Annotated in this window: 24 protein-coding genes and 1 riboswitch; of the genes, 20 read left to right on the top strand and 4 right to left on the bottom strand. The window is 72.5% G+C overall.

Annotated features, from left to right (window positions below; genetic code table 11):
- Nucleotides 1-47: 47 nt before the first annotated feature.
- The 6 genes from HOO61_RS20390 to HOO61_RS20365 all read left to right on the top strand — a co-directional run bounded on the left by HOO61_RS20390 (nucleotide 48) and on the right by HOO61_RS20365 (nucleotide 8,391).
- The gene (locus HOO61_RS20390; protein WP_172259028.1) at nucleotides 48-1,457 is read left to right on the top strand and encodes a prenyltransferase/squalene oxidase repeat-containing protein; all 1,410 of its coding nucleotides are present in this window, start codon (nucleotides 48-50) and stop codon (nucleotides 1,455-1,457) included.
- Nucleotides 1,458-1,548: 91 nt separating this feature from the next.
- A riboswitch (cobalamin riboswitch) is annotated at nucleotides 1,549-1,688 on the top strand.
- 76 nt (nucleotides 1,689-1,764) lie between these two features.
- A complete protein-coding gene (locus tag HOO61_RS20385) occupies nucleotides 1,765-3,699 on the top strand; it encodes a hypothetical protein (RefSeq protein WP_172259029.1) in 1,935 nt (644 codons plus the stop codon).
- Entirely contained in the window at nucleotides 3,696-4,835 is a 1,140-nt protein-coding gene (locus tag HOO61_RS20380) for a hypothetical protein (protein WP_172259030.1), read from the top strand. The genes HOO61_RS20385 and HOO61_RS20380 overlap by 4 nt, the downstream gene beginning before the upstream one ends.
- A 6-nt stretch (nucleotides 4,836-4,841) precedes the next feature.
- Nucleotides 4,842-5,942: a CbiQ family ECF transporter T component gene (locus HOO61_RS20375; RefSeq protein WP_172259031.1), complete on the top strand. Its 1,101-nt coding sequence runs from the start codon at nucleotides 4,842-4,844 to the stop codon at nucleotides 5,940-5,942.
- Complete coding sequence (locus tag HOO61_RS20370) at nucleotides 5,939-7,558, top strand: ABC transporter ATP-binding protein (protein ID WP_172259032.1); 1,620 nt, start codon at nucleotides 5,939-5,941, stop codon at nucleotides 7,556-7,558. Before HOO61_RS20375 ends, HOO61_RS20370 begins: the two co-directional genes overlap by 4 nt.
- On the top strand, nucleotides 7,555-8,391 hold the full coding sequence (locus tag HOO61_RS20365) for an ECF transporter S component (RefSeq protein WP_172259033.1): 837 nt from the start codon (nucleotides 7,555-7,557) through the stop codon (nucleotides 8,389-8,391). The genes HOO61_RS20370 and HOO61_RS20365 overlap by 4 nt, the downstream gene beginning before the upstream one ends.
- Nucleotides 8,392-8,409: 18 nt before the next feature.
- On the opposite strand, the gene HOO61_RS20360 is transcribed toward HOO61_RS20365, so the two are convergent.
- From HOO61_RS20360 to HOO61_RS20350, 3 genes are read right to left on the bottom strand one after another with little or no spacing between them, the layout of a single operon-like run.
- Nucleotides 8,410-9,585 (bottom strand): sorbosone dehydrogenase family protein, encoded by a 1,176-nt coding sequence (locus HOO61_RS20360; RefSeq protein WP_172259034.1) that lies wholly within the window; start codon nucleotides 9,583-9,585, stop codon nucleotides 8,410-8,412.
- Nucleotides 9,582-10,493 carry a DMT family transporter gene (locus tag HOO61_RS20355; protein ID WP_367650141.1) on the bottom strand — a complete coding sequence of 304 codons (912 nt, stop codon included), beginning with the start codon at nucleotides 10,491-10,493 and terminating at the stop codon, nucleotides 9,582-9,584. The genes HOO61_RS20360 and HOO61_RS20355 overlap by 4 nt, the downstream gene beginning before the upstream one ends.
- 13 nt (nucleotides 10,494-10,506) lie before the next feature.
- Complete coding sequence (locus tag HOO61_RS20350) at nucleotides 10,507-11,085, bottom strand: PadR family transcriptional regulator (RefSeq protein WP_172259035.1); 579 nt, start codon at nucleotides 11,083-11,085, stop codon at nucleotides 10,507-10,509.
- Between the two features lie 64 nt (nucleotides 11,086-11,149).
- Here HOO61_RS20350 and HOO61_RS20345 point away from each other — a divergent pair, with 64 nt between their 5' ends.
- The 8 genes from HOO61_RS20345 to HOO61_RS20310 all read left to right on the top strand — a co-directional run bounded on the left by HOO61_RS20345 (nucleotide 11,150) and on the right by HOO61_RS20310 (nucleotide 18,398).
- Nucleotides 11,150-12,253: an exo-alpha-sialidase gene (locus HOO61_RS20345; protein WP_172259036.1), complete on the top strand. Its 1,104-nt coding sequence runs from the start codon at nucleotides 11,150-11,152 to the stop codon at nucleotides 12,251-12,253.
- Nucleotides 12,254-12,283: 30 nt separating this feature from the next.
- A complete protein-coding gene (locus HOO61_RS20340) occupies nucleotides 12,284-12,742 on the top strand; it encodes an SRPBCC family protein (RefSeq protein ID WP_172259037.1) in 459 nt (152 codons plus the stop codon).
- Between the two features lie 314 nt (nucleotides 12,743-13,056).
- On the top strand, nucleotides 13,057-13,707 hold the full coding sequence (locus HOO61_RS20335) for a helix-turn-helix transcriptional regulator (RefSeq protein ID WP_172259038.1): 651 nt from the start codon (nucleotides 13,057-13,059) through the stop codon (nucleotides 13,705-13,707).
- A 78-nt stretch (nucleotides 13,708-13,785) separates the two neighbouring features.
- Nucleotides 13,786-15,477 carry a dihydroxy-acid dehydratase gene (gene ilvD / locus HOO61_RS20330; protein WP_172259039.1) on the top strand — a complete coding sequence of 564 codons (1,692 nt, stop codon included), beginning with the start codon at nucleotides 13,786-13,788 and terminating at the stop codon, nucleotides 15,475-15,477.
- A 48-nt stretch (nucleotides 15,478-15,525) separates the two neighbouring features.
- Nucleotides 15,526-16,746 carry a kynureninase gene (locus HOO61_RS20325; protein ID WP_367650142.1) on the top strand — a complete coding sequence of 407 codons (1,221 nt, stop codon included), beginning with the start codon at nucleotides 15,526-15,528 and terminating at the stop codon, nucleotides 16,744-16,746.
- Nucleotides 16,743-17,510: a GNAT family N-acetyltransferase gene (locus tag HOO61_RS20320; protein ID WP_172259041.1), complete on the top strand. Its 768-nt coding sequence runs from the start codon at nucleotides 16,743-16,745 to the stop codon at nucleotides 17,508-17,510. The genes HOO61_RS20325 and HOO61_RS20320 overlap by 4 nt, the downstream gene beginning before the upstream one ends.
- A gap of 1 nt (nucleotide 17,511) precedes the next feature.
- Nucleotides 17,512-17,928 (top strand): VOC family protein, encoded by a 417-nt coding sequence (locus HOO61_RS20315; protein WP_172259042.1) that lies wholly within the window; start codon nucleotides 17,512-17,514, stop codon nucleotides 17,926-17,928.
- Nucleotides 17,925-18,398, top strand: coding sequence for a deaminase (locus HOO61_RS20310; protein WP_172259043.1), 474 nt, complete (start codon nucleotides 17,925-17,927; stop codon nucleotides 18,396-18,398). The genes HOO61_RS20315 and HOO61_RS20310 overlap by 4 nt, the downstream gene beginning before the upstream one ends.
- Here HOO61_RS20310 and HOO61_RS20305 read toward each other — a convergent pair.
- Nucleotides 18,382-18,834, bottom strand: coding sequence for a hypothetical protein (locus HOO61_RS20305; RefSeq protein ID WP_172259044.1), 453 nt, complete (start codon nucleotides 18,832-18,834; stop codon nucleotides 18,382-18,384). The two genes, HOO61_RS20310 and HOO61_RS20305, sit on opposite strands and share 17 nt — an antisense overlap.
- A gap of 25 nt (nucleotides 18,835-18,859) precedes the next feature.
- Here HOO61_RS20305 and HOO61_RS20300 point away from each other — a divergent pair, with 25 nt between their 5' ends.
- From HOO61_RS20300 to HOO61_RS20275, 6 genes are all read left to right on the top strand, one after another.
- Nucleotides 18,860-19,876, top strand: coding sequence for a S66 peptidase family protein (locus HOO61_RS20300; protein ID WP_172259045.1), 1,017 nt, complete (start codon nucleotides 18,860-18,862; stop codon nucleotides 19,874-19,876).
- A 41-nt stretch (nucleotides 19,877-19,917) separates the two neighbouring features.
- Nucleotides 19,918-20,601 carry a 4a-hydroxytetrahydrobiopterin dehydratase gene (locus HOO61_RS20295; RefSeq protein WP_172259046.1) on the top strand — a complete coding sequence of 228 codons (684 nt, stop codon included), beginning with the start codon at nucleotides 19,918-19,920 and terminating at the stop codon, nucleotides 20,599-20,601.
- Nucleotides 20,602-20,850: 249 nt separating this feature from the next.
- The gene (locus tag HOO61_RS20290; protein WP_172259047.1) at nucleotides 20,851-22,626 is read left to right on the top strand and encodes an acetolactate synthase large subunit; all 1,776 of its coding nucleotides are present in this window, start codon (nucleotides 20,851-20,853) and stop codon (nucleotides 22,624-22,626) included.
- Entirely contained in the window at nucleotides 22,623-23,171 is a 549-nt protein-coding gene (gene ilvN, locus HOO61_RS20285) for an acetolactate synthase small subunit (protein ID WP_172259048.1), read from the top strand. The genes HOO61_RS20290 and ilvN overlap by 4 nt, the downstream gene beginning before the upstream one ends.
- A 34-nt stretch (nucleotides 23,172-23,205) precedes the next feature.
- Nucleotides 23,206-24,234 carry a ketol-acid reductoisomerase gene (ilvC, locus tag HOO61_RS20280; protein ID WP_367650143.1) on the top strand — a complete coding sequence of 343 codons (1,029 nt, stop codon included), beginning with the start codon at nucleotides 23,206-23,208 and terminating at the stop codon, nucleotides 24,232-24,234.
- A gap of 177 nt (nucleotides 24,235-24,411) precedes the next feature.
- Nucleotides 24,412-24,750, top strand: coding sequence for a hypothetical protein (locus HOO61_RS20275; RefSeq protein ID WP_172259049.1), 339 nt, complete (start codon nucleotides 24,412-24,414; stop codon nucleotides 24,748-24,750).
- The last annotated feature ends 1 nt before the right edge of the window (nucleotide 24,751 follow it).

Here is a 24,751-nt window from a genome sequence, read left to right as displayed (position 1 = left end):
GGCCGCATCATGCGGTCCGGACGGCCTCGGCGAGTGGAAAGGAAGTCATGCACCATCGCATTCGACCCATCCGATCAGCAGCGGTCGTCCTGTCGACCGTCGCCCTGGGCGCCGGAGTGCTCGCCGCTCCGCCGGCCACGGCGGACGTCTCGTCCGCCCTCCGGGCTGCCAAGGCAGGCGTGAAGACCGACAGCACGCCATCCAACGTCGCGGCCGACTGGATCACCGACGAGCTTGCCAACGGGCTGATGGTCGGCTCGAACGGACCCGACTACGGGCTGACTCTCGACACCGGCCTCGCGCTGCACAGCGTCCCGGGTCACGAGGCCGGCGTCGCGGCGATCAACGCCGCGTTCAAGCCGCGCGTCGACGAGTACGTCGGCGACGGCACCAAGGAGTCGTACGCCGGGGCGCTCGGCAAGGCCGCCGCGTTCATCCGCGCCGCGGGCGAGAACCCGATCGACTACGGCGGCAAGAACCTGCTGGCGCGCCTCGAGCAGCGCACGGCCGACGTGCCGGCGGACCCGGCCGCCGAGCCGCAGGCCGCGGCCATCGCCGGCCGGATCTTCGACAAGTCGGAGTTCGGCAACTACGCCAACGTCGTGGGGCAGTCCTACGCCGTGCGTGAGCTGTCACTCGCCCGGTCGACCGAGGCGGGCGCGGCACGCGACTTCCTGCTGAAGCAGCAGTGCGCGTCGGGCTACTTCCGACTCAACTTCGAGAAGGCCAACGTCCCCAACCAGTCGTGCACCGAGGGCGCGCCCGGCAGCGAGCTCGACCCGGACGCCACCGCGCTCGCGATGATCAACCTGATCGAGTCGCACGACAACTCTCCGGCGGTCAAGGCCGCCCTCGACAAGGCCAGCGCCTGGCTGGTCGACCGGCAGCGCAACAGCGGTGCCATCCGCAGCTCTGGCGCCGACGCGCAGATCAACACCAACACCACCGCCCTCGGTGGCTACGCCCTCGGCCTGATGCGCCAGTCCGACGCAGCGCAGAAGGCGGCGCTCTGGGTCCGCAAGAACCAGCCCGTCGACAAGTACAAGTGCCGTACGGCGCTGACCAAGGACACCGGTGCCGTCGCCTTCCGCAAGGACCGGTCCAAGGCAAGCAAGGCCACCGGCATCCCTGCCGAGGGTCGCGACGAGTGGCGCCGTGCCACCGCCCAGGCGATCCTCGGCCTGCAGTTCGCCCCGGCGAGCAAGGACAGGTTCCGCATCGAGTCCGTGCGCAAGCAGGCCCGTGCCGGCGAGCGCGTCCAGTTCCGCGTCTACGGGCTGGCGCCCGGCGAGAGCGCCTGCATGCAGGTCAAGGGTGACTTCCTTCGCGTCAAGGGCAAGACGAAGGGCACCAAGATCGTGCGCAAGCTCCGCCTGCCGACCGGCAACCAGCGTCGTGTGGGTCTCGTGAAGACCTCGGACGACGAGGCGCGTACGTGGATCCGGGTCCGCAACTGATCCACCAGCTCCACCCGTCACACCACGGTCGGCCCGGCGTCTCGCGACGCCGGGCCGACGTGCGTTCGGACTCCGGACGGGGTTAGGCTGCGCACGCCGCACCCGACCGGGTCGGCACCACACACGCCCGAGCTGGGGAAAGCCGGTCCGAAACCGGCGCTGACCCGCAACCGTGGGCACGGGAGCGATCCCGTGCGAGCCGGAACACCTGCCTCGACGCGTCTTGATCACCATCGCTGTCGAGGAATGCAGCGGGGGCGGACCGGTGCATGCCGCTTCCCTCGTTGTTGCAGCGAGGGAAGGAACCATGAAGCTCTCCGCGTCGAGGACCGCCCTGTCGGGCCTCGCTCTCACCGTCGCCGCCACCGCGCTCGGCCAGCCCCTGCTCGCCCCCGCGGCAAGCGCTGCCACGGACGCGCCGGCCACGAGCGCCGCGCGCGCTGGCACCGGGTGGCTCGCCACCCAGCTCACCAACGGCGTCATCCACAACGACACCTACGACTTCGACGACCTCGGCATGACGATGGACATCGGCCTGAGCATGGACGAGGTCGGCGGCGACCAGGCCATGGTCCGCCAGATCCGCTCGTCGCTCTCGAGCCGCGTCGAGGAGTACGTCACCGGTGGTCAGTACGGCGACCCGAGCTTCCGCCTCGCGGGCGAGCTCGCCAAGTCGCTCGTCTTCGCGCAGGTCTCCGGCGCCGATCCGCGGACCTACGGCGGGTACGACCTCGTCGCCGAGGTGGAGAAGACCGTGACGGCCTCGGGCCCCAGCGCCGGACGCGTCGTCAACTACTCGCCTGCCCCCGGGTGGGACGACTACGCCAACACCTTCAGCCAGGCGCTCGCCGTGCGCGGGCTGTCGGTGGCCGGGTCCGACAAGGCCGCCGCGGCGACCGGCTTCCTGCTCGAGCAGCAGTGCTCCTCCGGATACTTCCGCACCTTCTTCACCGCCGACGCGTCCGCGGCGGGCCAGTCGTGCGTCGAGGGGACCGACCCGACCGACACCGACACGACGGCGTACGTCGTCAACCAGCTCGCTGCGACCACGCCGCGCTCCGCTGCCGTGGACGCCGCGCTCGCCCGGGCGGTCGCCTGGCTCGGCGCGACCCAGAAGGCCGACGGCTCCTTCGTCGGCAGCCCCTTCACCCCGGACCCCAACACCAACAGCACCGGGCTCGCGGCCAGCGCGCTCGCCGCCGCCGGGACCTGCGAGCAGGCCGGCCGCGCCGCCGAGTGGGTCTCCTCCCTCCAGGTCGGGCCCCAGCCCTCGACCTCGCCGCTCGCCGGCGAGGAGGGCGCCCTCGCCTACGACCGGGGGGCGATGGACAGTGCCTCCGCCAACGGCATCGGCGCGGCCCGCGACCAGTGGTGGCGCGCGACCGTGCAGGCGGTCGCCGGCCTCACCCACGCCCGCGGCTCGGCGACGGCGCTCGCGGTGACCTCCACCGGCAGCGAGCCCGGAAGCACCGCGACCCTGTCCGCGACCGGCGGCACCGTGGGCGACCGCTTCTGCCTCACCGGTCCCGGCATCGACGGCAGCCGCACGGTCGTCGTCGGCGCCGACCGCGTCCTCGAGGCCCCGGTCACGCTTCCCGCTGCAGCCGGGCCCGCGACGTACACCCTGACCGGCCACGACGGCGCGACCACCCACACCGTCGCCGTCCGCTCCGCGGCCCAGCCCGCACAGCCCGCACAGCCCGCACAGGCTGCCCAGCCCGACGCCGCGCGCGGCTCGGTCGTGGGCGTGCGCCTCGTCGGCCCGGCCGGCTTCCGCAAGGCCGGTAGCAAGGTCGCCCTCGAGGTCATCGGCGCTGCCCCCGGTGCACGGTTCGTGCTGCGCGGCCCCGGCCTCGCCGACACCACGATCGTGGCGGGTTCCGACGGTGCGCTGACCCGCACGGTCACCCTGCCGAAGGCGACGACGACCGCGGCCTACGTGCTGCTTGGCTCTGACGGCCAGGTCGCCGACGGCACCCGGGTGCTGGGCAAGCGCAGGCTGAAGGTCTCCGCGCTCGCCAGCGACGGTCCCCGCACGCGTGTGCTGGTCCGGCGTCTCGTCGCGGGCGAGAAGGTGCGACTCGTCGTCGCCGGCCGCGTGCTCGCCAAGGGCCGCGCGAACAGCAAGGGCCGCTTCCTCACGCGCGTCGCGCTGCCGGACGGCCGGGCGAAGGTGCGGGTGCGCGCCGTCGGCCAGTTCCCGGACCTGCGCTCCGGCTCGACGCGGGTGACCCTGCGATGACGGCCTACGCCGCGCGCCGTGTGCTCGTCGCGCTGCTGCTGGTGGCCGCCCCGGGGTTCGTCCTCGGGTCGGCCCCGGCGGCCGGCGCCGCCACGTGTGCGTCCTCGGGCGGCGTCAGCGTCGTCGTCGACTACCGCGAGCTCGGCGGCAGCATGGTCACGGCCTGCGCCGCCGACGGAGGTGGCCAGAGCGCCGCGGCGATCTTCGCCTCGGTCGGCGTCGACATCACCTACGCGACCCGGCAGGCCGGGTTCGTGTGCCGCGTCAACGGCGTCCCGACCAGCGACCCGTGCGTCAACACCTCGCCCGCGAACGCCTACTGGGGGCTGTGGTGGGCCGACGGGTCGAAGGCGTCGTGGACCTACGCGTCCTACGGCGTCGGCTCGCTCACCGTGCCGGCGGGCGGTTCGGTCGGGTGGTCGTGGCAGCAGGACCGCACGACCTCGACGAGCGTCCCGCCCAGCGTCGCCCCGCCGGTGACGAAGACGACGGCCACGCCGACGCCGACGCCCACCCCGACGGCGACCTCATCCCCGTCGCAGACCACCTCGCCGACCGCCTCGCCCAGCTCGGGCGGCACCGGGTCCGGCGGGTCGGGCAGCGGGTCCGGCGGGTCGGGCAGCGGGTCGGGCAGCGGCTCCGAGCCCAGCAGCCCGTCGTCCCCCTCCGGCGGGAGCGGCTCGGGTGGCTCAGGGTCCAGCCAGACCTCCAGCCCATCGTCCAGCCCGTCGACTCCCTCGTCCTCGTCGTCCCCGTCGGCATCCGCCTCCACCTCGGCGTCCGCCGAGCCGTCAAAATCGCCAGTGGGCGGTGAGTCTCCTGGAGACTCACGGCGCGCAGCCGCCGCGGGCGGGGCCGACGGCGACCGGGAGAGCAGCGCCGGAAAGGGCTCCAAGAAGGGCTCGGACGACGATGGGTCTCCCAGCGACTCACCGTCCAGTGCCGGGGGCGACCCCTCCGGTTCGACCTCTGAGTCTCCTGCGGACTCAGCGTCGAGCGCGTCCTCCGAGGCGGTCGACCCGCAGGCGGACAGCCCCGCCCGGGTGCCGGCCGCCCTCACCTGGGGCGTGCTCGGGCTGCTCGTGGTCGCGATCGCGGTCAGCGCGGTCGTCGCGCGTCGTAGACGGGGGGTCTGACGCGTCGTGACCGGACCGGCGGCCCTGCCGCGTGACCTGCACCCGATCGCCTGGTGGTCCTGGGCGATCGGGCTGGCCACCGCGGCGTCGTTCACCACCAACCCGCTGTTGCTGCTCCTCATCATGGGGTCGGCGACGGTGGTGGTGATGGCACGTCGGTCCGGTCACCCCTTCGGCCGGTCGTTCCGGCTCTACGCCATGCTGGCCGCGTTCACGGTGGTCATCCGCGTGGTCTTCCGCATCATCTTCGGCGGCCAGGAGGTCGGCCACGTGCTGCTCGACCTGCCCGAGATCCCGCTGCCCGACTGGGCGGCCGGCATCCGGCTGCTCGGGCCGGTGACCAGCGAGGCCCTGCTGGCCGGGTTGTACGACGGCCTGCGGCTCGCCGCGGTCATCCTGTGCGTGGGGGCCGCGAACTCCCTCGCCAACCCCAAGCGCCTGCTCGCCTCGGTGCCGCCGGCGCTCTACGAGATCGGGACCGCCCTCGTCGTCGCGGTGACGATCTTCCCGCAGCTCGCCGACAGCGCCCGCCGGGTCCGTGCCGCCCAGGCACTGCGCGGCGGCGCCACCTCGGGCGTCGGGCGCCTGCGCCGCTTCCTCGTGCCCGTCCTCGAGGACGCGCTCGAGCGGTCGCTGTCGCTCGCCGCCGGGATGGACACCCGCGGCTACGGCCGGTCCGGCGGCGCGACCGTCCGGGAGCGGTGGGTGACCGGCTCGCTGCTGCTCCTGGCCCTGACCGGCATCTGCGTCGGGACCTACGCCTGGCTCGACCCGACCGCCCCGCAGGTGCTGGCGCTCCCCATGCTCGGCGTCGGCGTCTCGGTGGCCGTCGTCGGGCTCGTCAGCGCCGGCCGCCGGGTGCAGCGCACCCGCTACCGCCCTGATGCGTGGCGCGGTGCGGAGCTCTTCACCGTCGGCGTCGGCGTCGCGGTCGCCGTGCTCGGCTGGTACGTCGGCCGCACCCAGGCGATCGTCGCCTACCCGGGTGTCGACGTCATGCCCTACCTCTCGCCCCTCGCCCTCGCGCTCGGCGTGCTCGGCGCACTGCCTGCCGTCGCGACGCCGGTGCCCGCCAGCGCACCGGTCCGCCAGGAGGTGGCCGCATGAGCGGGCACGGCGTGATCGCGCTGCGCGACATCGGCTTCCGCTACGACGAGCACCAGGTGCTCGCCGGGGTCGACCTCTCCCTCGACGAGGGGGAGCTCGTGCTCGTCTCCGGTCGCACGGGTGTCGGCAAGTCCACGCTCCTCGGCATCGTCACCGGGCTGGTGCCGCGCTTCACCGGCGGAGTGCTCACCGGCGACGTGCTGCTCGACGGGCGGAGCATCGTGGACCAGCCGCCGCGCGAGCGCGCCCACCTCGTCGGCTACGTCGGACAGGACCCGCTGGCCGGGTTCGTCGCCGACACGGTCGAGGAGGAGCTCGCCTACGGCATGGAGCAGCTCGGGACCGCCCCGGAGACGATGCGGCGCCGGGTCGAGGAGACCCTCGACCTGCTCGGCATCGCCGACCTGCGGGCGCGCGACCTACGCACCCTCTCCGGCGGGCAGCAGCAGCGGGTCGCGATCGGGGCGGTGCTGACCGCCCACCCCCGCGTGCTGGTGCTCGACGAGCCCACCTCGGCACTGGACCCGACTGCAGCCGAGGACGTGCTCGCCACGATCACCCGACTGGTCCACGACCTCGGACTGACGGTGCTCCTCGCCGAGCACCGGCTCGAGCGGGTGGTCCCGTTCGCGGACCGCATCTGCCTCGTCACCGGTGACGGCGGCATCCGGGTGGACGACCCGCACACGGTCCTCGTCGACTCGCCCGTCGCTCCGCCGCTCGTCGAGCTGGGCCGTCTCGCCGGCTGGGAGCCGCTGCCCCTCACCGTGCGCGACGCGCGCCGCCGGGCCCGTTCGTTGCCCGAGATCGCCCCGCCCGAGCCGACGCCCGACCTCGCGGCCGAACCGCTGCTCGCCGCGCGTGGGGTGACGGTGGTGCACGGCTCGCACGTCGCCGTCCGTCAGGTCGACCTCACCCTGTCCTCGGGCCGGGTCACCGTGCTCATGGGCCGCAACGGCTCGGGCAAGTCCAGCCTGATCTGGGCGCTGCAGGGCTCCGGCAAGCGGCGCTCCGGGACGGTGAACGTCGCGGGCGACGACCCGGCCGACCTCGCGCCCGCCCAGCGGCGTACGCACGTGGGCCTCGTGCCGCAGACCGCCGCCGACCTGCTCTACCTCGAGACCGTCGCGGAGGAGTGCGCCGCCGCCGACGCCGGCGCCGAGATCGAGCCCGGGACCTGCCGCGGCCTCCTCGACCGGCTCGCCCCGGGCATCGACGAGACCATCCACCCGCGCGACCTGTCCGAGGGGCAGCGACTCGCCCTGGCGCTCTCGATCGTGCTCACCGCCCGACCGCCGGTGGTGCTCCTCGACGAGCCGACCCGCGGCCTCGACTACGCCGGCAAGGCCGAGCTGGCGCGCATCGTCGCCGACCTCGCCGCCGACGACCACGCCGTCCTCCTGGCCACGCACGACGTCGAGTTCGCCGCCCACGTGGCCGACGAGGTGGTCGTGATGGCCGAGGGCGAGGTCGTGTCCAGCGGCACGCCGCGCCGGGTGCTGGCCGAGTCGCCGTCCTTCGCCCCGCAGGTCACCAAGGTCCTCGGACCGCCGTGGCTGGTCGTCGAGGAGGTCGCCGCGGCGATGGGCGCCCGCGCGGGAGGCGGGCGCCCATGAGCATCCTCGAACGCACCCGCTCGAGCGCCCGGCCCGGCGCGCAGCTGCCGGTCGCCCTGCCGATCGGCCCGCGCACGGCGGCCGTGCTGGTCCTCGCGTCCCTCGCCGGCCTGATGATGCTGTGCTGGCCGCTGCTGCTCGAGGCACGGCCCGGCGACAGGGTCGAGCCCCCGTTCCTCTTCCTCGCGCTGCTGCCGCTGGTCATGGTGGTCGTGCTGGCCGAGATGGGCGAGGGCGGCATGGACTCGCGCGTGCTGGCCGTGCTCGGCGTCCTGTCCGCCATCAACGCGGTGATGCGCGGGCTCGGTGCCGGGACGGCCGGCATCGAGATGGTGTTCTTCCTCCTCGTGCTCGGTGGCCGCGTCTTCGGCGCCGGGTTCGGCTTCGCCCTCGGCTGCACGTCACTGTTCGCCTCGGCCTTGCTCACCGCGGGTGTCGGACCATGGCTGCCGTTCCAGATGGTCTGCGCGGCCTGGGTCGGTATGGGGGCGGGCCTGCTGCCCCGTCGCATCACCGGCCGCGCCGAGATCACCATGCTTGTCGTCTACGCGGTGGTTGCGTCCTACCTCTACGGCCTGCTGATGAACCTGAGCTTCTGGCCCTTCGCGCTCGGCATCGCGGTGCCGGGGCACGAGGGCTCACTGGCCTACGTCGCCGGGGCGCCGGTGCTGGAGAACGCGCACCGCTTCCTCGTCTACACGCTCCTCACCTCGACCGGCGGCTGGGACACCGGGCGCGCGATCACCACCGGGATCGCGATCGTGGTGCTCGGCCCGGCGATCCTCACCACGCTGCGCCGGGCGGCCCGCCGCGCCGTCGTACATCCCGCCTGACCGGTCGCGCCCGGGGCGTCAGGGGCGGACGCGGAGGATGCGGTCGTCGGCCGGAGCCGGCTCGCCGCGCCCGTCGCGGTTGGACGTCGTCAGCCAGAGCAGTCCGTCCGGCGCGGCGGCGACGGTGCGCAGCCGCCCGTAGTCCTCGGTGAAGAACGCCCGCGGTTTCGACGCCTGACCCTTCCCGGAGACGGTGATGCGCCACAGTCGCTGCCCGCGCAGGCCCGCCATCCACAGGTGGCCGTCGGCGAACGCCAGCCCGCTCGGCGACGCCTGGTCGACCGGCCAGACCAGCTGCGGATCGACGTACGACGCGTCCCCGCCGGCGCCCTCGACGCGGGGCCAGCCGTAGTTGCCGCCCTTCTCGACCAGGTTCAGCTCGTCCCACTCCGAGTCGCCGAACTCCGAGGCCCACAGGCGCCCCTCGTCGTCCCACGCCAGGCCTTGCACGTTGCGGTGGCCGAGCGACCAGACCGGGGACCCGGGGTCGGGGTTGCCGGGCGCGGGCCGGCCGTCGGTCGTGATCCGGAGGATCTTCCCGGCCAGGCTCTGCGGGTCCTGGGCCAGCTCGGGGTCGCCGGTCTCGCCGGTCGTCACGTAGAGGTGGCCGTCGGGGCCGAAGGCGATCCGGCCTCCGTCGTGGATGAAACCTGCCGGGATCCCGTCGAGGACGACCGTCGTCCGGCCGAGGCGGCTGCCGTCGAGCTCGGCCCGGACCACCCGGTTGTCGGTGCCGGTGGTCAGGTAGAGGTAGAGGGTCCGGTCGGTGTCGAAGTCGGGGGAGACGGCGACGCCGAGGAGTCCGGCCTCGCCTTGAGGGACGGAGCCCGGGACCGTTCCCAGCGGCGTCACCGCACCGTCCCTGCCGACGCGGAGGACCCGTCCGGAGATGCGCTCGGTCACGACCGCCCGGCCGTCGGGGAGGAAGTCCACGCCCCACGGCACCTCGAGACCCTCGACGAGGGTGTCGGCCACCTGGGGCGGGCCGCCACGGTCGGGGGAGGCGGATGGCGACTCCGCGTCGGTCTCGGGGCTGTCGCTGGGCGTCGGCTGGCTCGGCAGGTCGGTGGGTTGCGTGACCCGCGGGATCGGTTCCTCGTCGGGGCTCGAGCAGCCCGAGGCGCCGAGGAGGAGGGCGAGCGAGAGGAGGGGCGGACCGAGGACCAGTCGAGGTCTCACGCGGCCCGCTGTCATGTCGCCAGTGTGCCGTGCGCCGCCGAATGGTCGTCGTCGTGGTGCCCGGGCGGCTCGCTCGGGTTCGCACCCGAGCGGGTCGCGCCGATGGACGCGACGACGACGCAGGCGATGGCGAGCCACTGCAGCGGCGACAGGTGCTCCTGGAGGACGACGATCGCGGCGAGCGCGGCGGCGGCCGGCTCGAGGCTCATCAGGATGCCGAAGACCGCGGGCCGCAGGCTGCGCAGCGCAACGAGCTCGCAGCTGTAGGGGATGACGGAGCTGAGCAGTCCCACGAGCGCACCGATCAGCAGCACGCGGCCGTCCCACAGCGACGTACCCGCCGTGAGCAGCGCCGGCAGCGTCATCGCGATCGCCGCCACGATGCTCGCCACCGCGAGCCCGTCGAACCCGGACCACCGCCGGCCGGTGCTGGCGCTGAGCAGGATGTACGCCGCCCAGGCCGCGCCCGCGAGGAGGGCGTACGCGACACCGGCCGGGTCCAGCCCCGTGCGCTGGAAGCCGAGGAAGGCGACCCCGACGCCTGCCAGCAGCACCCACACGAGGTCGCGGGCGCGCCGGGAACCGAGGACGGCGAGGGTCAACGGACCGATGAACTCGATCGTCACCGCGATGCCGAGCGGGATCCGGGAGAAGGACTGGTAGATCGCCCAGTTCATCGTGGCGAGGCTGGCGCCGAAGGCGAGCACCACCAGCCAGTCGCGCCGGGTCCGGCCGCTGAGCCGTGGCCGCGCGACGGCCGCGAGCACGAGCGCACTGGTCGCCAGCCGCAGCCACACCATGGCGGTGGGGGAGATCTCGCCGAACAGCCCCTTCGCGATCGCGGCGCCGAGCTGGACCGACAGGATGCCAACGAGGACCAGCCCGACGGGGCCGAGCAGGGTCTGGCTCGGTCGCTGGATCACCGGGCCAGCCTATTCAGCCCGCTGTGCCCTTCTCGAAGCTGCCCTCCTCGAGGCTGTCCAGTGCACGGCGGGCGTGGCGTCCCTCGGCGGCGAAGTAGTCGAGGCCCCAGTCGGCGACCAGGGACGGGAACCGGAAGGGTTCCCCCGGTCGGTCCGCGCCGCGGAGGGCCTCGCGGACCTGGCCGAGGTCGGCGATGGCGCTGTCGAGCTCGTCGAGGTAGTCGAGCAGCATCCGCCGGGTCTGCTCGGGCTCGCTGGCGTGACCGATGAGCAGCCGGAGCAGCACGGTGTGCTTGAGGACGGGGAAGCCGGCCGGCGTCTGGTCCATCCACTCCCGCAGCGCCTGCTTCCCGGCGTCGGTGATGGCGTACGTCGTCACCTCGCGGCCGCCGTCCGCGCGGGCGTCGGCCCGCACCAGTCCGAGCCCGGTGAGCCGCCGCAGCTCGGTGTAGATCTGGCTCATCGCGGGGGAGACCCAGTAGAAGCGCAGCGTCACATCGGCGCGCTGCTTGACCTCGTACCCCGTCAGCTCGTCGCCGAACGTGAGGAGGCCGAGGATCGCATAACCCGTCACCGGGACGTCTTGACTCATCGTTCTCCGAGAGTAGTGTTCCTAATCGGAATAGTCATGCTCCCTCGACGTCCAGGAGGCCCCGATGTCGCGCACGCTGCTCATGGTCGGCACCCGCAAGGGCATGTGGCTCGGGACGTCCGACGAGGACCGGACCTCGTGGGACTGGACGGGGCCCCACTTCCCGATGGAGGAGGTGTACTCCGTCATGGTCGATACTCGTGGCAGCGCGCCCCGGTTGCTCGCCGGCGCCTCGTCGAGCTGGCTCGGGCCACAGGTCTGGCGCTCCGATGACCTCGGTGCCACGTGGGACGAGACGCCCAACGGAGCCGCCCGCTTCCCCGAGGACACCGGCGCCACGCTGGCCCGGGTGTGGCAGCTGCAGCCGGGCCCGTCGGCCGACGGGGGTGACGGCGTGGTCTGGGCCGGGACCGAGCCCGGCGCGGTCTTCCGCTCCGAGGACCGGGGCGAGACCTTCTCGCTCGTCCGGGGCTTGTGGGACCACCCCCACCGCCCGGAGTGGAACGAGGGCTTCGGCGGTCAGGCCTTCCACACGATCCTGCCCCACCCCTCCGACCCCTCACGCGTGCTTGCTGCGCTGTCCACGGGTGGCGTCTACGTCACCGAGGACGGCGGGTCCTCGTGGCGGGCGTCGAACACCGGGGTGAAGGCGGAGTTCTTCCCCGGTGAGCGCAACTACCCCGAGTTCGGCCAGTGCGTGCACAAGGTGGCGCGGGACGCAGTGGACCCCGATCGGCTCTACCTCCAGAACCATGGCGGCGTCTACCGCTCCGACGACGGGGGCGCCTCCTGGCAGGACATCGCCCCGGGCCTGCCGACCGAGTTCGGCTTCGCGATGGTGGCCCACCCCCGCCGTGCGGACACGGCGTACAACTTCCCCATCACGGGGGCCGAGGCCCGCTGGCCCGTCGACGGCAAGGCACGGGTCTACCGCACCACCGACGCCGGGTCGTCCTGGGAGCCGCTGGGCGAGGGGATCCTGCCCGACGGCTACTACACGGCCGTCATGCGCGACGCGCTGTGTGCCGACGACCACGACCGACCGGGGCTCTACTTCGGCGGCCGCAACGGCGGGGTCTGGGCCTCGCCCGACGAGGGCGCGTCGTGGCAGGAGATCCACAAGGACCTCCCGGACGTGCTCGTGGTCCGCGCCGCGAAGCTCTCGTGAACCGGATCGGCTGAGGACCAGACTCCCGTCATGGCCGACTTCTCGCTCTCGCGGAGCACCACCATCCAGGCGCCGCCGGACCGCATCCACGCGCTGGTCGACGACTTCCGGGAGTGGCAGAAGTGGTCGCCCTGGGAGGGGGTGGACCCCGACCTCGACCGCGAGTACTCGGGCCCGGATCACGGCGTCGGATCGACCTACCACTGGTCCGGCAACAAGAAAGCCGGCGAGGGCGAGATGCGGATCACCGGGTCGACGCCGACCTCGCTCGTCGCGGACCTCGAGTTCCTCAAGCCGTTCAAGGCGTCCAACGTCATGAGCTTCGCGCTGGCGCCGGACGGCGACGCCACCGACGTCACGTGGACGATCACCGGTCGTCGCAACGCGATGATGTCCCTGATGGGAAAGCTGTTCTTCGACAAGTCGATCGGCAAGGACTTCGAGCGCGGCCTTGCCGCCCTCAAGCGCGAGTCCGAGCACACCGCCTGACCGGGCCGGACTCTTGCCCGTGAGTCTCTGAGGGACTCACGTCCTCGACCCGTCCTGCGCCCCCGCCAGCGGAGACTCTTGCCGGTGAGTCTGTGAGCGACTCGCCGGCAAGGGCGCGGCTCCGGAGCCGGCGTGCGTGCCCCCGGCGAAACGGGGCGACCGTCGGGGCCCCTAAGTGTCCACAGGCGGCCGAATCCAAGGTCACCAGAGGCGTCTGTGGATGACGGCTGCCTCGATGTCGGCGTCCGGGTCTGTGCTGGAGGTACGAGGTGCCCGACAGCGGGTGCCGGGGCAGCAGAAGACGGGTGGACCCGATGGAAGACGTGAATGGGGCGGGCGAAGGTGGCGAGCAGCTCGCGGCCGAGGAGATCGATCGCGCGTCCTGGGACTCGATGGCGAACTGGACGCAGGCCGAGCGGGACTACTGGTTCATGGGACCGTTCGACGGCGGGATGCCCGGCATGATCCGCCGGATCAGGAGGATCCTGGACGTCTCGCAGCGGGGTCTTGCGGCGCTCCTGAAGGTGTCCCAGTCGGTGGTGGCGCGTTGGGAGACCGGGCGCACGAGCCCGCGATCGTGCGTGGTGGAGCAGCTGCTGCGGATGGCCCGGCTGCGGGCGACCGTCCGCGACGAGCAGGGCGAGGAGGTGGGCCCGATGCGTGCCGACGGGGCCAGGACCCACGCCGGCAGCCGGTATCCCGCTCACGTCGACCTGCGGGCGACGGGGTGGTGGGTGCCGCGCCGGTTGCGGTCGATGACCTCGGTCGAGGCGTTCGCCTGGCGTGACCGGTCGAGGAGGGTCGGCGACCCGGCCATCCGCTACCAGGCCTCGCCCTTCTGGAAGGCGGTTGAGCGGGAGCTGTACGGCATCCCGGACGACCATCCTGCGGTGCACCAGCTCGTCGCCGAGGTGCGGTACCTCGACGAGCGTCGGGTGGAGCGCTGCCGCCCGCGCGCCGCGTGAGACCGCCGCGTGAGACCGCCGCCGGATCGACATGAGACACGACGCGGCGACACCAGGCGTGCCCACTAACCTGCAGGCATGACCCACGCAGCCGACGGACCCGACATCAAGCCTCGCAGCCGCGACGTCACCGACGGGCTCGAGAAGGCTGCGGCCCGGGGCATGCTCCGGGCGGTCGGCATGGGCGACGACGACTGGGAGAAGCCCCAGATCGGCGTCGCGTCGAGCTGGAACGAGATCACCCCCTGCAACCTCTCGCTCGACCGGCTCGCCAAGGCCGTGAAGAACGGCGTGCACGCCGCAGGAGGGTTCCCGCTCGAGTTCGGCACCATCTCGGTCTCCGACGGCATCTCGATGGGCCACGAGGGCATGCACTTCTCGCTCGTCAGCCGTGAGGTCATCGCCGACTCGGTCGAGACCGTGATGATGGCCGAGCGTCTCGACGGATCGGTCCTGTTGGCCGGGTGCGACAAGTCGCTCCCCGGGATGCTGATGGCCGCCGCGCGGCTCGACCTGGCCAGCGTCTTCCTCTACGCCGGGACGATCATGCCGGGCCAGGTCGACGGCAAGGACGTCACCATCATCGACGCCTTCGAGGCCGTGGGCGCCTGCCTGGCCGGCAAGATCAGCCGCGAGAAGGTCGACGAGATCGAGCGCGCGATCTGTCCCGGCGAGGGCGCCTGCGGTGGGGCGTACACCGCCAACACGATGGCCAGCGTCGCCGAGGCGCTGGGCATGTCCCTGCCGGGCAGCTCGAGCCCGCCGGCGGTCGACCGTCGCCGCGACGGCTTCGCGCACAAGTCCGGGGAAGCCGTGGTCAACATGCTGCGACAGGGGATCACCGCCCGCCAGATCATGACGCGGCCGGCCTTCGAGAACGCGATCGCGATGGCGATGGCGCTCGGCGGCTCGACCAACGCCGTCCTCCACCTGCTGGCCATCGCGCGCGAGGCCGAGGTCGACCTGACCCTGGACGACTTCACCCGCATCGGCCGCACGGTCCCGCACCTGGCCGACATGAAGCCGTTCGGCCGCTTCGTGTGGACCGACTTCGACCGCGTCGGCGGGATCCCGGTGCTGCTGCGGGCCCTGCTCGACGCCGGCCACCTCCACGGTGACGTCCTCACCTGCACCGGAAAGACGATGGCGGAGAACCTCGCCGGCCTCGACCCCAAGCCGCTCGACGGCGAGATCCTGCGCCAGCTCGACCGGCCGATCCACGCCACCGGCGGGCTGACCATCCTCAAGGGCACGCTGGCGCCCGAGGGCGCGGTGGTCAAGAGCGCTGGCTTCGACGACTCCACCTTCACCGGCACCGCCCGGGTCTTCGACGGCGAGCGCAAGGCGCTCGACGCCCTGGCCGAGGGTGCCATCGCCGCCGGCGACGTCGTCGTCATCCGCTACGAGGGCCCGAAGGGCGGTCCGGGGATGCGCGAGATGCTCGCCATCACCGGGGCCATCAAGGGCGCCGGCCTCGGCAAGGACGTCCTGCTGATCACCGACGGCCGGTTCTCGGGCGGCACGACCGGTTTGTGCGTCGGCCACATCGCCCCCGAGGCCAGCGACGGCGGTCCCATCGCGTTCCTCCGCGACGGCGACCAGATCACCCTCGACGTGGCCAACATGACCCTCGACGTGCACGTCGACGAGGCCGAGCTCGCCGCGCGCGCCGAGGGCTGGGAGCCCCTGCCGCCGAAGTACACCCGCGGCGTGCTGGGGAAGTACCGCAAGGTCGTCCAGAGCGCCGCCCACGGGGCGGTCTGCTACTGACCGACGGCCGGGCCCACCGCGCGGACCGGTCGGGGATAGGTTGCCGTGGTGACCTCCTCCATCCAGCAGGGCGCGGCAGAGCTCGACGCAGCCGACCCGCTCGCCCGGTTCCGCGACCGCTTCGTCGGGGCGGCCAGCGACCTCGTCTACTTCGACGGCAACTCCCTCGGCCGCCCCGTCGCCGCGACGGCGGACCGGCTGACCGAGTTCGTCGAGAAGGAGTGGGGCGGACGGCTGATCCGCGGCTGGGACGAGCAGTGGATGGACCTGCCGACGACCCTCGGCGACGACCTGGCGCGCGTGTGCCTCGGTGCGGCCGCCGGCCAGACCGCGATCGGCGACTCCACCACGGTGTGGCTCTACAAGCTGATGCGCGCGGCGGTCGACCACGCCGTGCGGACCGACCCGGACCGCACCGAGCTCGTCATCGACACCGACAACTTCCCCACCGACCGCTACGTCGCAGAGGGCATCGCCGCCGAGCGCGGACTGACCCTGCGCTGGATCGAGGTCGACACGTCCGAGGGCGTCACCGCCGACCAGCTCCGCGAGGCCGTCGGCGAGCGCACCGCGCTCGTCGTGCTCAACCACGTCGCCTACCGCTCCGCCTGGCTGGCCGACGCGCCCGAGCTCACCCGGATCTGCCACGACGCGGGCGCGCTGGTCCTCTGGGACCTGTGCCACTCCGCCGGTGCGGTCCCGGTCGCCCTGGACGAGTGGGACGCCGACCTGGCCGTCGGCTGCACCTACAAGTACCTCAACGGCGGCCCCGGGTCGCCGGCCTTCGGCTACGTCAACGCCCGCCTCCAGGACCGGCTGACCCAGCCGATCCAGGGGTGGATGGGCCACGCCGACCCGTTCCTGATGGGGCCGGGCTACACGCCCGCGCCGGGCATGCGCCGGTTCATCTCGGGCACCCCGCCGATCCTCGGCATGGTCGCCATGCAGGACATGCTGGCGCTGGTCGAGGAGGCCGGAATCGAGGCGATCCGGGCCAAGTCCGTCGCCCTGACGTCGTACGCCGTCGAGCTCGCCGACGCGACGCTGCCCGAGGTCACGCTCGCCTCCCCGCGCGACCCCGAGCGGCGTGGCGGTCACGTGACGCTCCACCACGACCGGATGCGTGAGGTCACCGCGCTGCTGTGGGAGCGCGACGTGATCCCGGACTACCGCGACCCGGGCGGCCTGCGGCTGGGGCTCTCGCCGTTGTCGACGTCGTTCGACGAGGTCGAGCGCGGCATGGCGGCCGTCGCGGAGGCGCTGCGATGACCGGGCCGGTGGGGGTGCGGCTCTCGGCGACCCGGACCCGGACGACCAACGAGCACGGCCAGCCCCTGGGCCGTCCGGTCGAGTGGGCGGGTGCGACGGCACCGACGAAGGACAGGGTCCTCGAGGGCAGAGGCGTCCGGCTCGAGCCGATCGGTCCGCAGCACGTCGACGACCTGTTCCGCGCGCTGTGCCGCCAGGACGACGACCCGGTCTGGACCTACCTGTCCTGGGACCGTCCGCGCGACCGCGACCAGCTGGCGACGATCGTCGAGCAGGCGGCCGCCGACCCCGGCCGGGTGACCTACGCGGTCGTCCCCGTCGAGACGGACCGGGCGGCCGGGTTCTGCTCGCTCATGCGCATCGACGAGGAGATGGGCTCGATCGAGGTGGGCGCGATCGCCTACGGCCGCCAGCTCCAGCGCAGCCGCGCCGCGACCGAGGCGATGGCGCTGCTCATGCGGCACGCGTTCGACGACCTCGGCTTCCGCCGCTACGAGTGGAAGTGCGACAGCCTCAACGGCGCCTCGCGGCGCGCCGCGCTCCGGCTCGGCTTCGTCTGGGAGGGCCGGTTCCGCAACGCGCTCGTCTACAAGGGCCGCAACCGCGACACCGACTGGTTCTCGATCACCGACCGCGAGTGGCCGCGGGTGCGGCAGGCCCTCGACGACTGGCTCGACGACGGCAACTTCGACGACACGGGTCGTCAGCGCGCCCGTCTGGCCGCTCGCCCGCCGCAGGCCGCAGCACCGGACAAGGAGCAGTGACATGGACCAGCGCGTCAGCTTCATCACCCTCGTCGTGACCGACCTCGACGTGACCCGACGCTTCTACGTCGACGGGCTCGGCTGGGAGCCGGCGATCGACGTGCCGGGGGAGGTGCTGATGTTCGAGGTCGCCGACAAGGTCGTGCTGAGCCTGTGGACCGAGAGCGGCTTCGTCGCCGAGGTCGGGCAGGCGCCGGCACGCGGCGGCGTACCGCCGGTCACGCTGTCGCACAACCTCGCCACCACCCAGGGCGTCGACACGGTCCTCGAGCAGGCCCGCGCCGCCGGGGCCTCGCAGGTCGGGGAGGCGAGCGAGCGCGACTGGGGCGGCTACTCCGGCTACTTCGCGGACCCCGACGGCTTCCGGTGGGAAGTGGCCTACAACCCGGGCGAGATCGGGCAGTCTGTGCTTCCGTGAGCGCACCGAGCAGCGAGAGCACCGGAGAGAGTCCCGGCCACGTCGTCCCCGGCTGGGACGACTACTTCCTCGGCATCGCCGACGCCGTCGCCGCGCGCGCCAAGTGCACGCGTCGACGGGTGGGGGCGGTCCTCACGATCGACCACCGGATCATCGCCACCGGCTACAACGGCGCCGCGCCCGGGGAGGACGACTGCCTGGGCGGGGCGTGCCCACGCGGCCAGCTCGGGTACGACGACGTGCCGGGGCTCGGCGACTACGACCGGCCCGGCACTCCCGGGTTCTGCATCGCCATCCACGCCGAGGTCAACGCCCTGCTGTTCGCGACGCGCGACACCAAGGGCGCTACGGCGTACATCACCGACCCGCCCTGCCCCGGCTGCCGCAAGGCGCTCGCCGCGGCCGGCGTCGTGCGTGCCGTCTGGCCCGACGGGGAGCACGACCGCGTCGGGCTCACCGCCTGGGGCTGACCCAGACCAGCTCGCCCGACTCCCACATCGCCAGGGCCACCGGCACCAGGCTCGACATCGCCTCGGACTGGCTCAGCCCGGCGAGGTCCTCGGCGTGCTCGGCCCCATAGGCCTGCCCAGCGGCGTTGTTGCTCTCGTCCACGCTCGAGTCGCGGCGGTTGGGGGTGCCCGCCTCCTGCGCGGCCGCGAGAGCGCGGGCGGGCTCCAGCCCGAACCGTGCGGTCAGCGTCGCCTGCCACATGAAGTGCCGCATCGCGTTGGTGCGTCCCGGGACGCCGCGGCCGTGGGTCGCGGCTGCCCGTAGGGCGGCCTGCGAGATGCGCAGCACCTCGAAGGCCTCCGACGGCTCCAGGCCGGCCCTGGTCGCGCCGGCGTAGAGCCGCGGCACCCCGGTGCCCGCATGGATGGCCTGCTGCACGACGTCGCCGAAACCCATGGACACAGACTGTCAGAATCAAGTCATGGCTCCGCCGATCCGCTTCCCCCGCCCCCTCCGACCGGGTGACCGCGTCGCGGTGACCGCGCCGTCCGCCGGTGTCGTGGGTCCCTCGGCGGCTCGCATCGAGTTCTGCCTGGACTGGCTGCGCGGTCGGGGGTACGACGTCGTGGAGGGGGAGTGCCTCCACGGCGGCGGCCTCACCTCGGCCCCGGCCGAGCAGCGGGCTGCCGAGCTGACCCGCATGCTCGCCGACCCCGACATCCACTGCGTCGTCCCGCCCTGGGGCGGCGAGACCGCCATCGACATGGTCGACCTGCTCGACTGGGACGCGCTCGCCGACGCCGAGCCGACGTGGCTCGTGGGCTACTCCGACCTCTCGACCCTGCTCGTGCCGATCACCACCCGCCTCGGCTGGGCCACCCTCCACGGGGACAACCTCGCGGACACGCCGTACGCCGTCCCCGACGGGCTGCTGCACTGGCTCGACCTGGCCGGCGGTCCCGGGCCCTTCATGCAGCGCGACTCCGGCCTGGTCGCCACCTGGGTGCGCTTCGAGGAGGACCCCCAGGCCACCGCGTGGAAGCACGTCGGCGAGGGGGGCTGGGAGGTCCAGGGCGGCGGCGCGCTCGACGTCACCGGCCGCCTCATCGGTGGCTGCACCGAGACGGTCGCCAACCTCGCCGGCACGCCGTACGGCGACGTCCGGGCGTGGGCCGAGGCGCTGGACGGGCCGACGATCGTCTACGTCGAGGCCTGCGAGGAGCACGCCGTCAACACCTGCCGCTACCTGCACTCCCTCCGGCTGGCCGGGTGGTTCGACCGGGCGGCCGCCGTGCTGGTCGGCCGTACCAACGCCCCCGACCACCCGGAGATGACGCAGCGCGAGGCGGTGCTCGACGCCCTCGGCCGGCTCGACCTGCCGATCGTGTGGGACCTCGAGATCGGCCACGTGCCGCCGCACCTGCCGCTGGTCAACGGGGCGCTCGCCCGGGTCGTCGTCGACGGGGACACCCGGGAGATCACCCAGACGCTGGCCTGAGGGGGTGGCCCGCTGTCGGTGGACGGTGGCAGGGTCGTGGCATGAGCGATGCGACGACCGACCCGAAGGCGCGACTCAGCCACGACCAGATCCTCGAGGCCGGTCTCGACGACTGGCGCAAGGTCCTCGACCGCCTCAAGGCACGCTTCCGCACCGGCGACTTCGCGACCGGTGTCACGCTGGTCGACCGGATCGGCGCGGCCGCCGACGAGGCGAACCACCACCCCGACGTCCAGCTGACCTATCCCGAGGTCATCGTCACCCTGAGCAGCCACGACGTCGGCGGCATCACCAGCCGCGACATCGAGCTGGCCCGCCGGATCAGCGGCTTCGCGGCCGACCTGGGCGCCGAGGCCGACACCTCCGGGCTGACCGAGCTGGAGCCCGGTCTCGACACCTCCGCCGGCGACCGGCTCGGCGCGTTCTACGCAGCGCTCCTCGGCGGCGAGGCCGGACCGGGCGGGCTCCGGGACCCGAGCGGGCAGGTGCCCGGCGTGTGGTTCCAGGAGCCCAGCAACGAGGGCTCGGAGCTGCCTCCCCAGGAGCCCGAGCAGCGCTGGCACTTCGACGTCTGGGTGCCCCACGACGAGGGCCAGCGGCGCCTCGAGGCCGTCCTCGCGGCCGGTGGCCGGCTGGTCAGCGACGCCGAGGCGCCGTCGTACTGGGTCATCGAAGACCCCGACGGCAACCGCTCCTGCATCTGCACGCCGCTCGACCGCGGCTGACGAGGCGCGCCCAAGAGGCCACATCGCGAGACTCCTGTTCCAGATACTGGGACGCCTGTCACACTTGCTTGACGCCGGACCACCCCGGCGACGACGGTTGTCACATGCGCACCGAGATTCTTGTACGCACGCGACGCGTGAGCTGAGGCCGACCGGCCAACGCACGCGCGTCACCCCTCGTCGCCCACCGGGCCGAGGGGTTTTTTCATGGGCTCACCGCTGGACCGCAGACGCAGGAGAGAGAAGGACATGACGGAGCAGGGCGCACAGGGAAGCGGGTCGGTCACGGGCGCACAGAGCCTGGTGACGTCCCTCGAGGCGGCCGGTGTCACCGACATCTTCGGCATCCCCGGCGGCGCGATCCTCCCGGCCTACGACCCGCTGATGGACTCGACGCGCATCCGCCACATCCTGGTGCGCCACGAGCAGGGCGCCGGCCACGCCGCCCAGGGGTACGCCGCCGCCACCGGCCGGGTGGGCGTCTGCATGGCGACCTCCGGTCCCGGCGCGACCAACCTGGTCACGCCGCTCGCCGACGCCCACATGGACTCGGTGCCGATGGTGGCCGTGACCGGGCAGGTCGGGGCCTCGATGATCGGCACCGACGCCTTCCAGGAGGCCGACATCCGCGGCATCACGATGCCGATCACCAAGCACAACTTCCTGGTCACCGACCCCGCCGACATCCCGCACACGATCGCCGAGGCCTTCCACATCGCCTCCACCGGTCGCCCGGGCCCGGTGCTCGTCGACGTGGCCAAGTCGGCCCTGCAGGCGCAGACCACCTTCGCCTGGCCCGACGAGCTGCACCTCCCCGGCTACCGACCGGTGACGACGCCGCACGCCAAGCAGATCAAGGAGGCCGTGCGCCTGATCCGCGAGGCCCGGCGCCCCGTCCTCTACGTCGGCGGCGGCGTCATCCGCGCCCGGGCGCACCGCGAGCTCGCCCAGCTGGCGGCGCTGACCGGCATCCCGGTCGTCACCACGCTCATGGCGCGCGGCGCGTTCCCCGACAGCAACCCCCAGCACCTCGGGATGCCCGGCATGCACGGCACGGTCGCCGCGGTCGCCGGCCTGCAGAAGAGCGACCTGATCATCAGCCTCGGTGCGCGCTTCGACGACCGGGTGACCGGCAACCTCGACTCCTTCGCCCCCGGCGCGCTGGTGATCCACGCCGACATCGACCCGGCCGAGATCGGCAAGAACCGCCACGCCGACGTGCCGATCGTCGGTGACTGCAAGGAGGTCATCGCCCAGCTCGTCGCGCTGCTGCAGGCCGAGGGCGCCGACGGCGACTACGAGGCGTGGATCTCGTTCCTCGCCGGGGTCAAGAAGCGCTACGCGCTCGGCTACGACGCGCCGACCGACGGCTCGCTCGCCCCCCAGTACGTCCTCGAGCGGCTCAGCCACATCGCCGGCTCCGACTCGATCTACGTCGCGGGCGTCGGCCAGCACCAGATGTGGGCGGCCCAGTTCGTGGGCTACGAGAAGCCCAACACCTGGATCAACTCCGGCGGCCTCGGCACGATGGGCTTCTCCGTCCCGGCCGCCATGGGCGCCAAGGTCGGGATGCCCGACACCACGGTGTGGGCCATCGACGGCGACGGCTGCTTCCAGATGACCAACCAGGAGCTCGCCACCTGCGCGATCAACGACATCCCGATCAAGGTCGCGATCATCAACAACGAGTCGCTCGGCATGGTGCGGCAGTGGCAGACGCTCTTCTACAACGAGCGCTACTCCAACACCGACCTGCACTCCAAGCGCATCCCCGACTTCGTCAAGCTCGCCGACGCCTACGGCTGCGTGGGCCTGGCCTGCGAGTCGCCGGACGACGTGGACGCCACGATCGACAAGGCGATGGCGATCGACGACCAGCCGGTCGTGGTCGACTTCCGCGTCCACCGCGACGCGATGGTGTGGCCGATGGTCGCCGCCGGCACCAGCAACGACGAGATCAAGTACGCCCGCGACCTCGCGCCGCAGTACGACGACGTCCAGGACGACTGGGAGGTCCGGGCATGACCAACAAGCACACGCTGAGCGTGCTGGTGGAGAACAAGCCGGGCGTGCTCGCCCGCATCGCCAGCCTGTTCTCCCGCCGCGGCTTCAACATCGACAGCCTCGCGGTGGGCCCGACCGAGCACTCCGAGGTGTCGCGGATGACCATCGTGGTCAACGTCGACGAGTCGCCGCTCGAGCAGGTCACCAAGCAGCTCAACAAGCTGGTCGAGGTGATCAAGATCGTCGAGCTCGACGGCCCCGGGTCGGTCAACCGCGAGCTCCTGCTGGTCAAGGTCCGCGCGGACGCCACCACCCGCGGCGCCGTGCTCGACGCCGTCCAGCTCTTCCGGGCCAAGGTCGTCGACGTGGCCCCCGACGCGGTCACCGTGCAGGCCGTCGGCAACGCCGACAAGCTCGCCGACCTGCTGCGCGTGCTCGAGCCCTTCGGCATCCGCGAGCTCGTGCAGTCCGGCATGGTGGCGATCGGGCGCGGCTCGCGCTCGATCAGCGAGCGCACGCACCGCCCCGTCGCCGTACCCGCCCCTGTTTCTGCCATCGCCAACTGACCCCAGAGAAACCACCCATGAAGGAGAGCCCCCAGTGGCTGAGATGTTCTACGACGACGACGCCGACCTGAGCCTGATCCAGGGCAAGAACGTCGCGGTGATCGGCTACGGCAGCCAGGGCCACGCCCACGCGCTGTCCCTGCGCGACTCCGGCGTCGACGTCCGGATCGGGCTGCAGCCCGGCTCGAAGAGCCGCGACAAGGCCGAGGCCGAGGGCCTGCGGGTGCTCACCCCGCGCGAGGCGGCTGAGGAGTCCGACCTGATCGTGATCCTCGCCCCCGACCAGCACCAGCGAAAGCTCTACGCCGAGGAGATCGAGCCGGCCCTCACGCCGGGCGACACCCTCGTCTTCGGCCACGGCTTCAACATCCGCTTCGGCTACATCACCCCGCCCGAGGGCGTCGACGTGTTCATGGTCGCCCCCAAGGGCCCCGGCCACCTGGTGCGCCGTGAGTACGTCGACGGGCGCGGCGTGCCCGTCCTCGTCGCGGTGGAGAAGGACGAGTCCGGCAAGGCCTGGGACCTCGCGCTGTCCTACGCCAAGGCCATCGGCGGCCTGCGCGCCGGCGGCATCAGGACGACCTTCACCGAGGAGACCGAGACCGACCTGTTCGGCGAGCAGGCCGTGCTGTGCGGCGGTGCGTCGCAGCTGGTGATGTACGGCTTCGAGGTGCTCACCGAGGCCGGTTACCAGCCCGAGGTGGCCTACTTCGAGTGCCTCCACGAGCTCAAGCTGATCGTCGACCTGATGTACGAGGGCGGCATCGCCAAGCAGCGCTGGTCGGTCTCCGACACCGCGGAGTTCGGCGACTACGTCTCCGGCCCCCGCGTCATCACCCCCGAGGTGAAGAAGAACATGGAGGCCGTGCTCGCCGACATCAAGAACGGCGCCTTCGCCGAGCGCTTCATCACCGACATGGACAACGGCTCGCCCGAGTTCACCGAGTTCCGCAAGAAGGCCGAGAGCCACCCGATCGAGCAGACCGGGCGTGAGCTCCGCAAGCTGATGGCCTGGGTGAAGTCGCACGACTCCGACTACGTCGAGGGCAGCTCCGCTCGCTGACGCACGACCCGCATCAACCGCCGTACGGCGCGTCGGACAGGACGAAATTCCTGCCCGGCGCGCCGTTTCGCGCGTACGAGTCTCCGTGTCCGCGAATTCGTCCTGTCCGACACGCCGTCCACGCCCCTCGGGACCCTCCGCCGCTAGCGTCGAAGCACCACGACGAGAGGCGAGCAGATGATCCTGCGCAGATGGCGGGGCGCGGTCCGGGCCGCGGACGCGGAGGCGTACCTGCGTCACCAGGACGGGACCGGGGTGCGCGACTACCGGTCGACCGAGGGCAACCTGGGGGCGCTGGTCCTCAGCCGCGATCGCGGCGACGGCCTGGTGGAGGTGGAGACCGTCTCGCTCTGGCGGTCCATGGACGACGTACGACGCTTCGCAGGCGACGAGCCGGACCGTGCGGTGTTCTACCCGGGGGACGACGACCTGCTCGCGGAGAAGGACCTGCACGTCGACCACTTCGACGTGGTGGGTGCGGACCTCGACCCCCGGCTGGTCGCACCGCCCGAGTAGG

It is taken from the genome of Nocardioides sp. zg-1230, from assembly GCF_013155335.1.
Lineage (GTDB): Bacteria > Actinomycetota > Actinomycetes > Propionibacteriales > Nocardioidaceae > Nocardioides.
The sequence above is the reverse complement of the archived record's forward strand: the minus strand, read 5'-3'. Positions and strand labels throughout refer to the sequence as shown.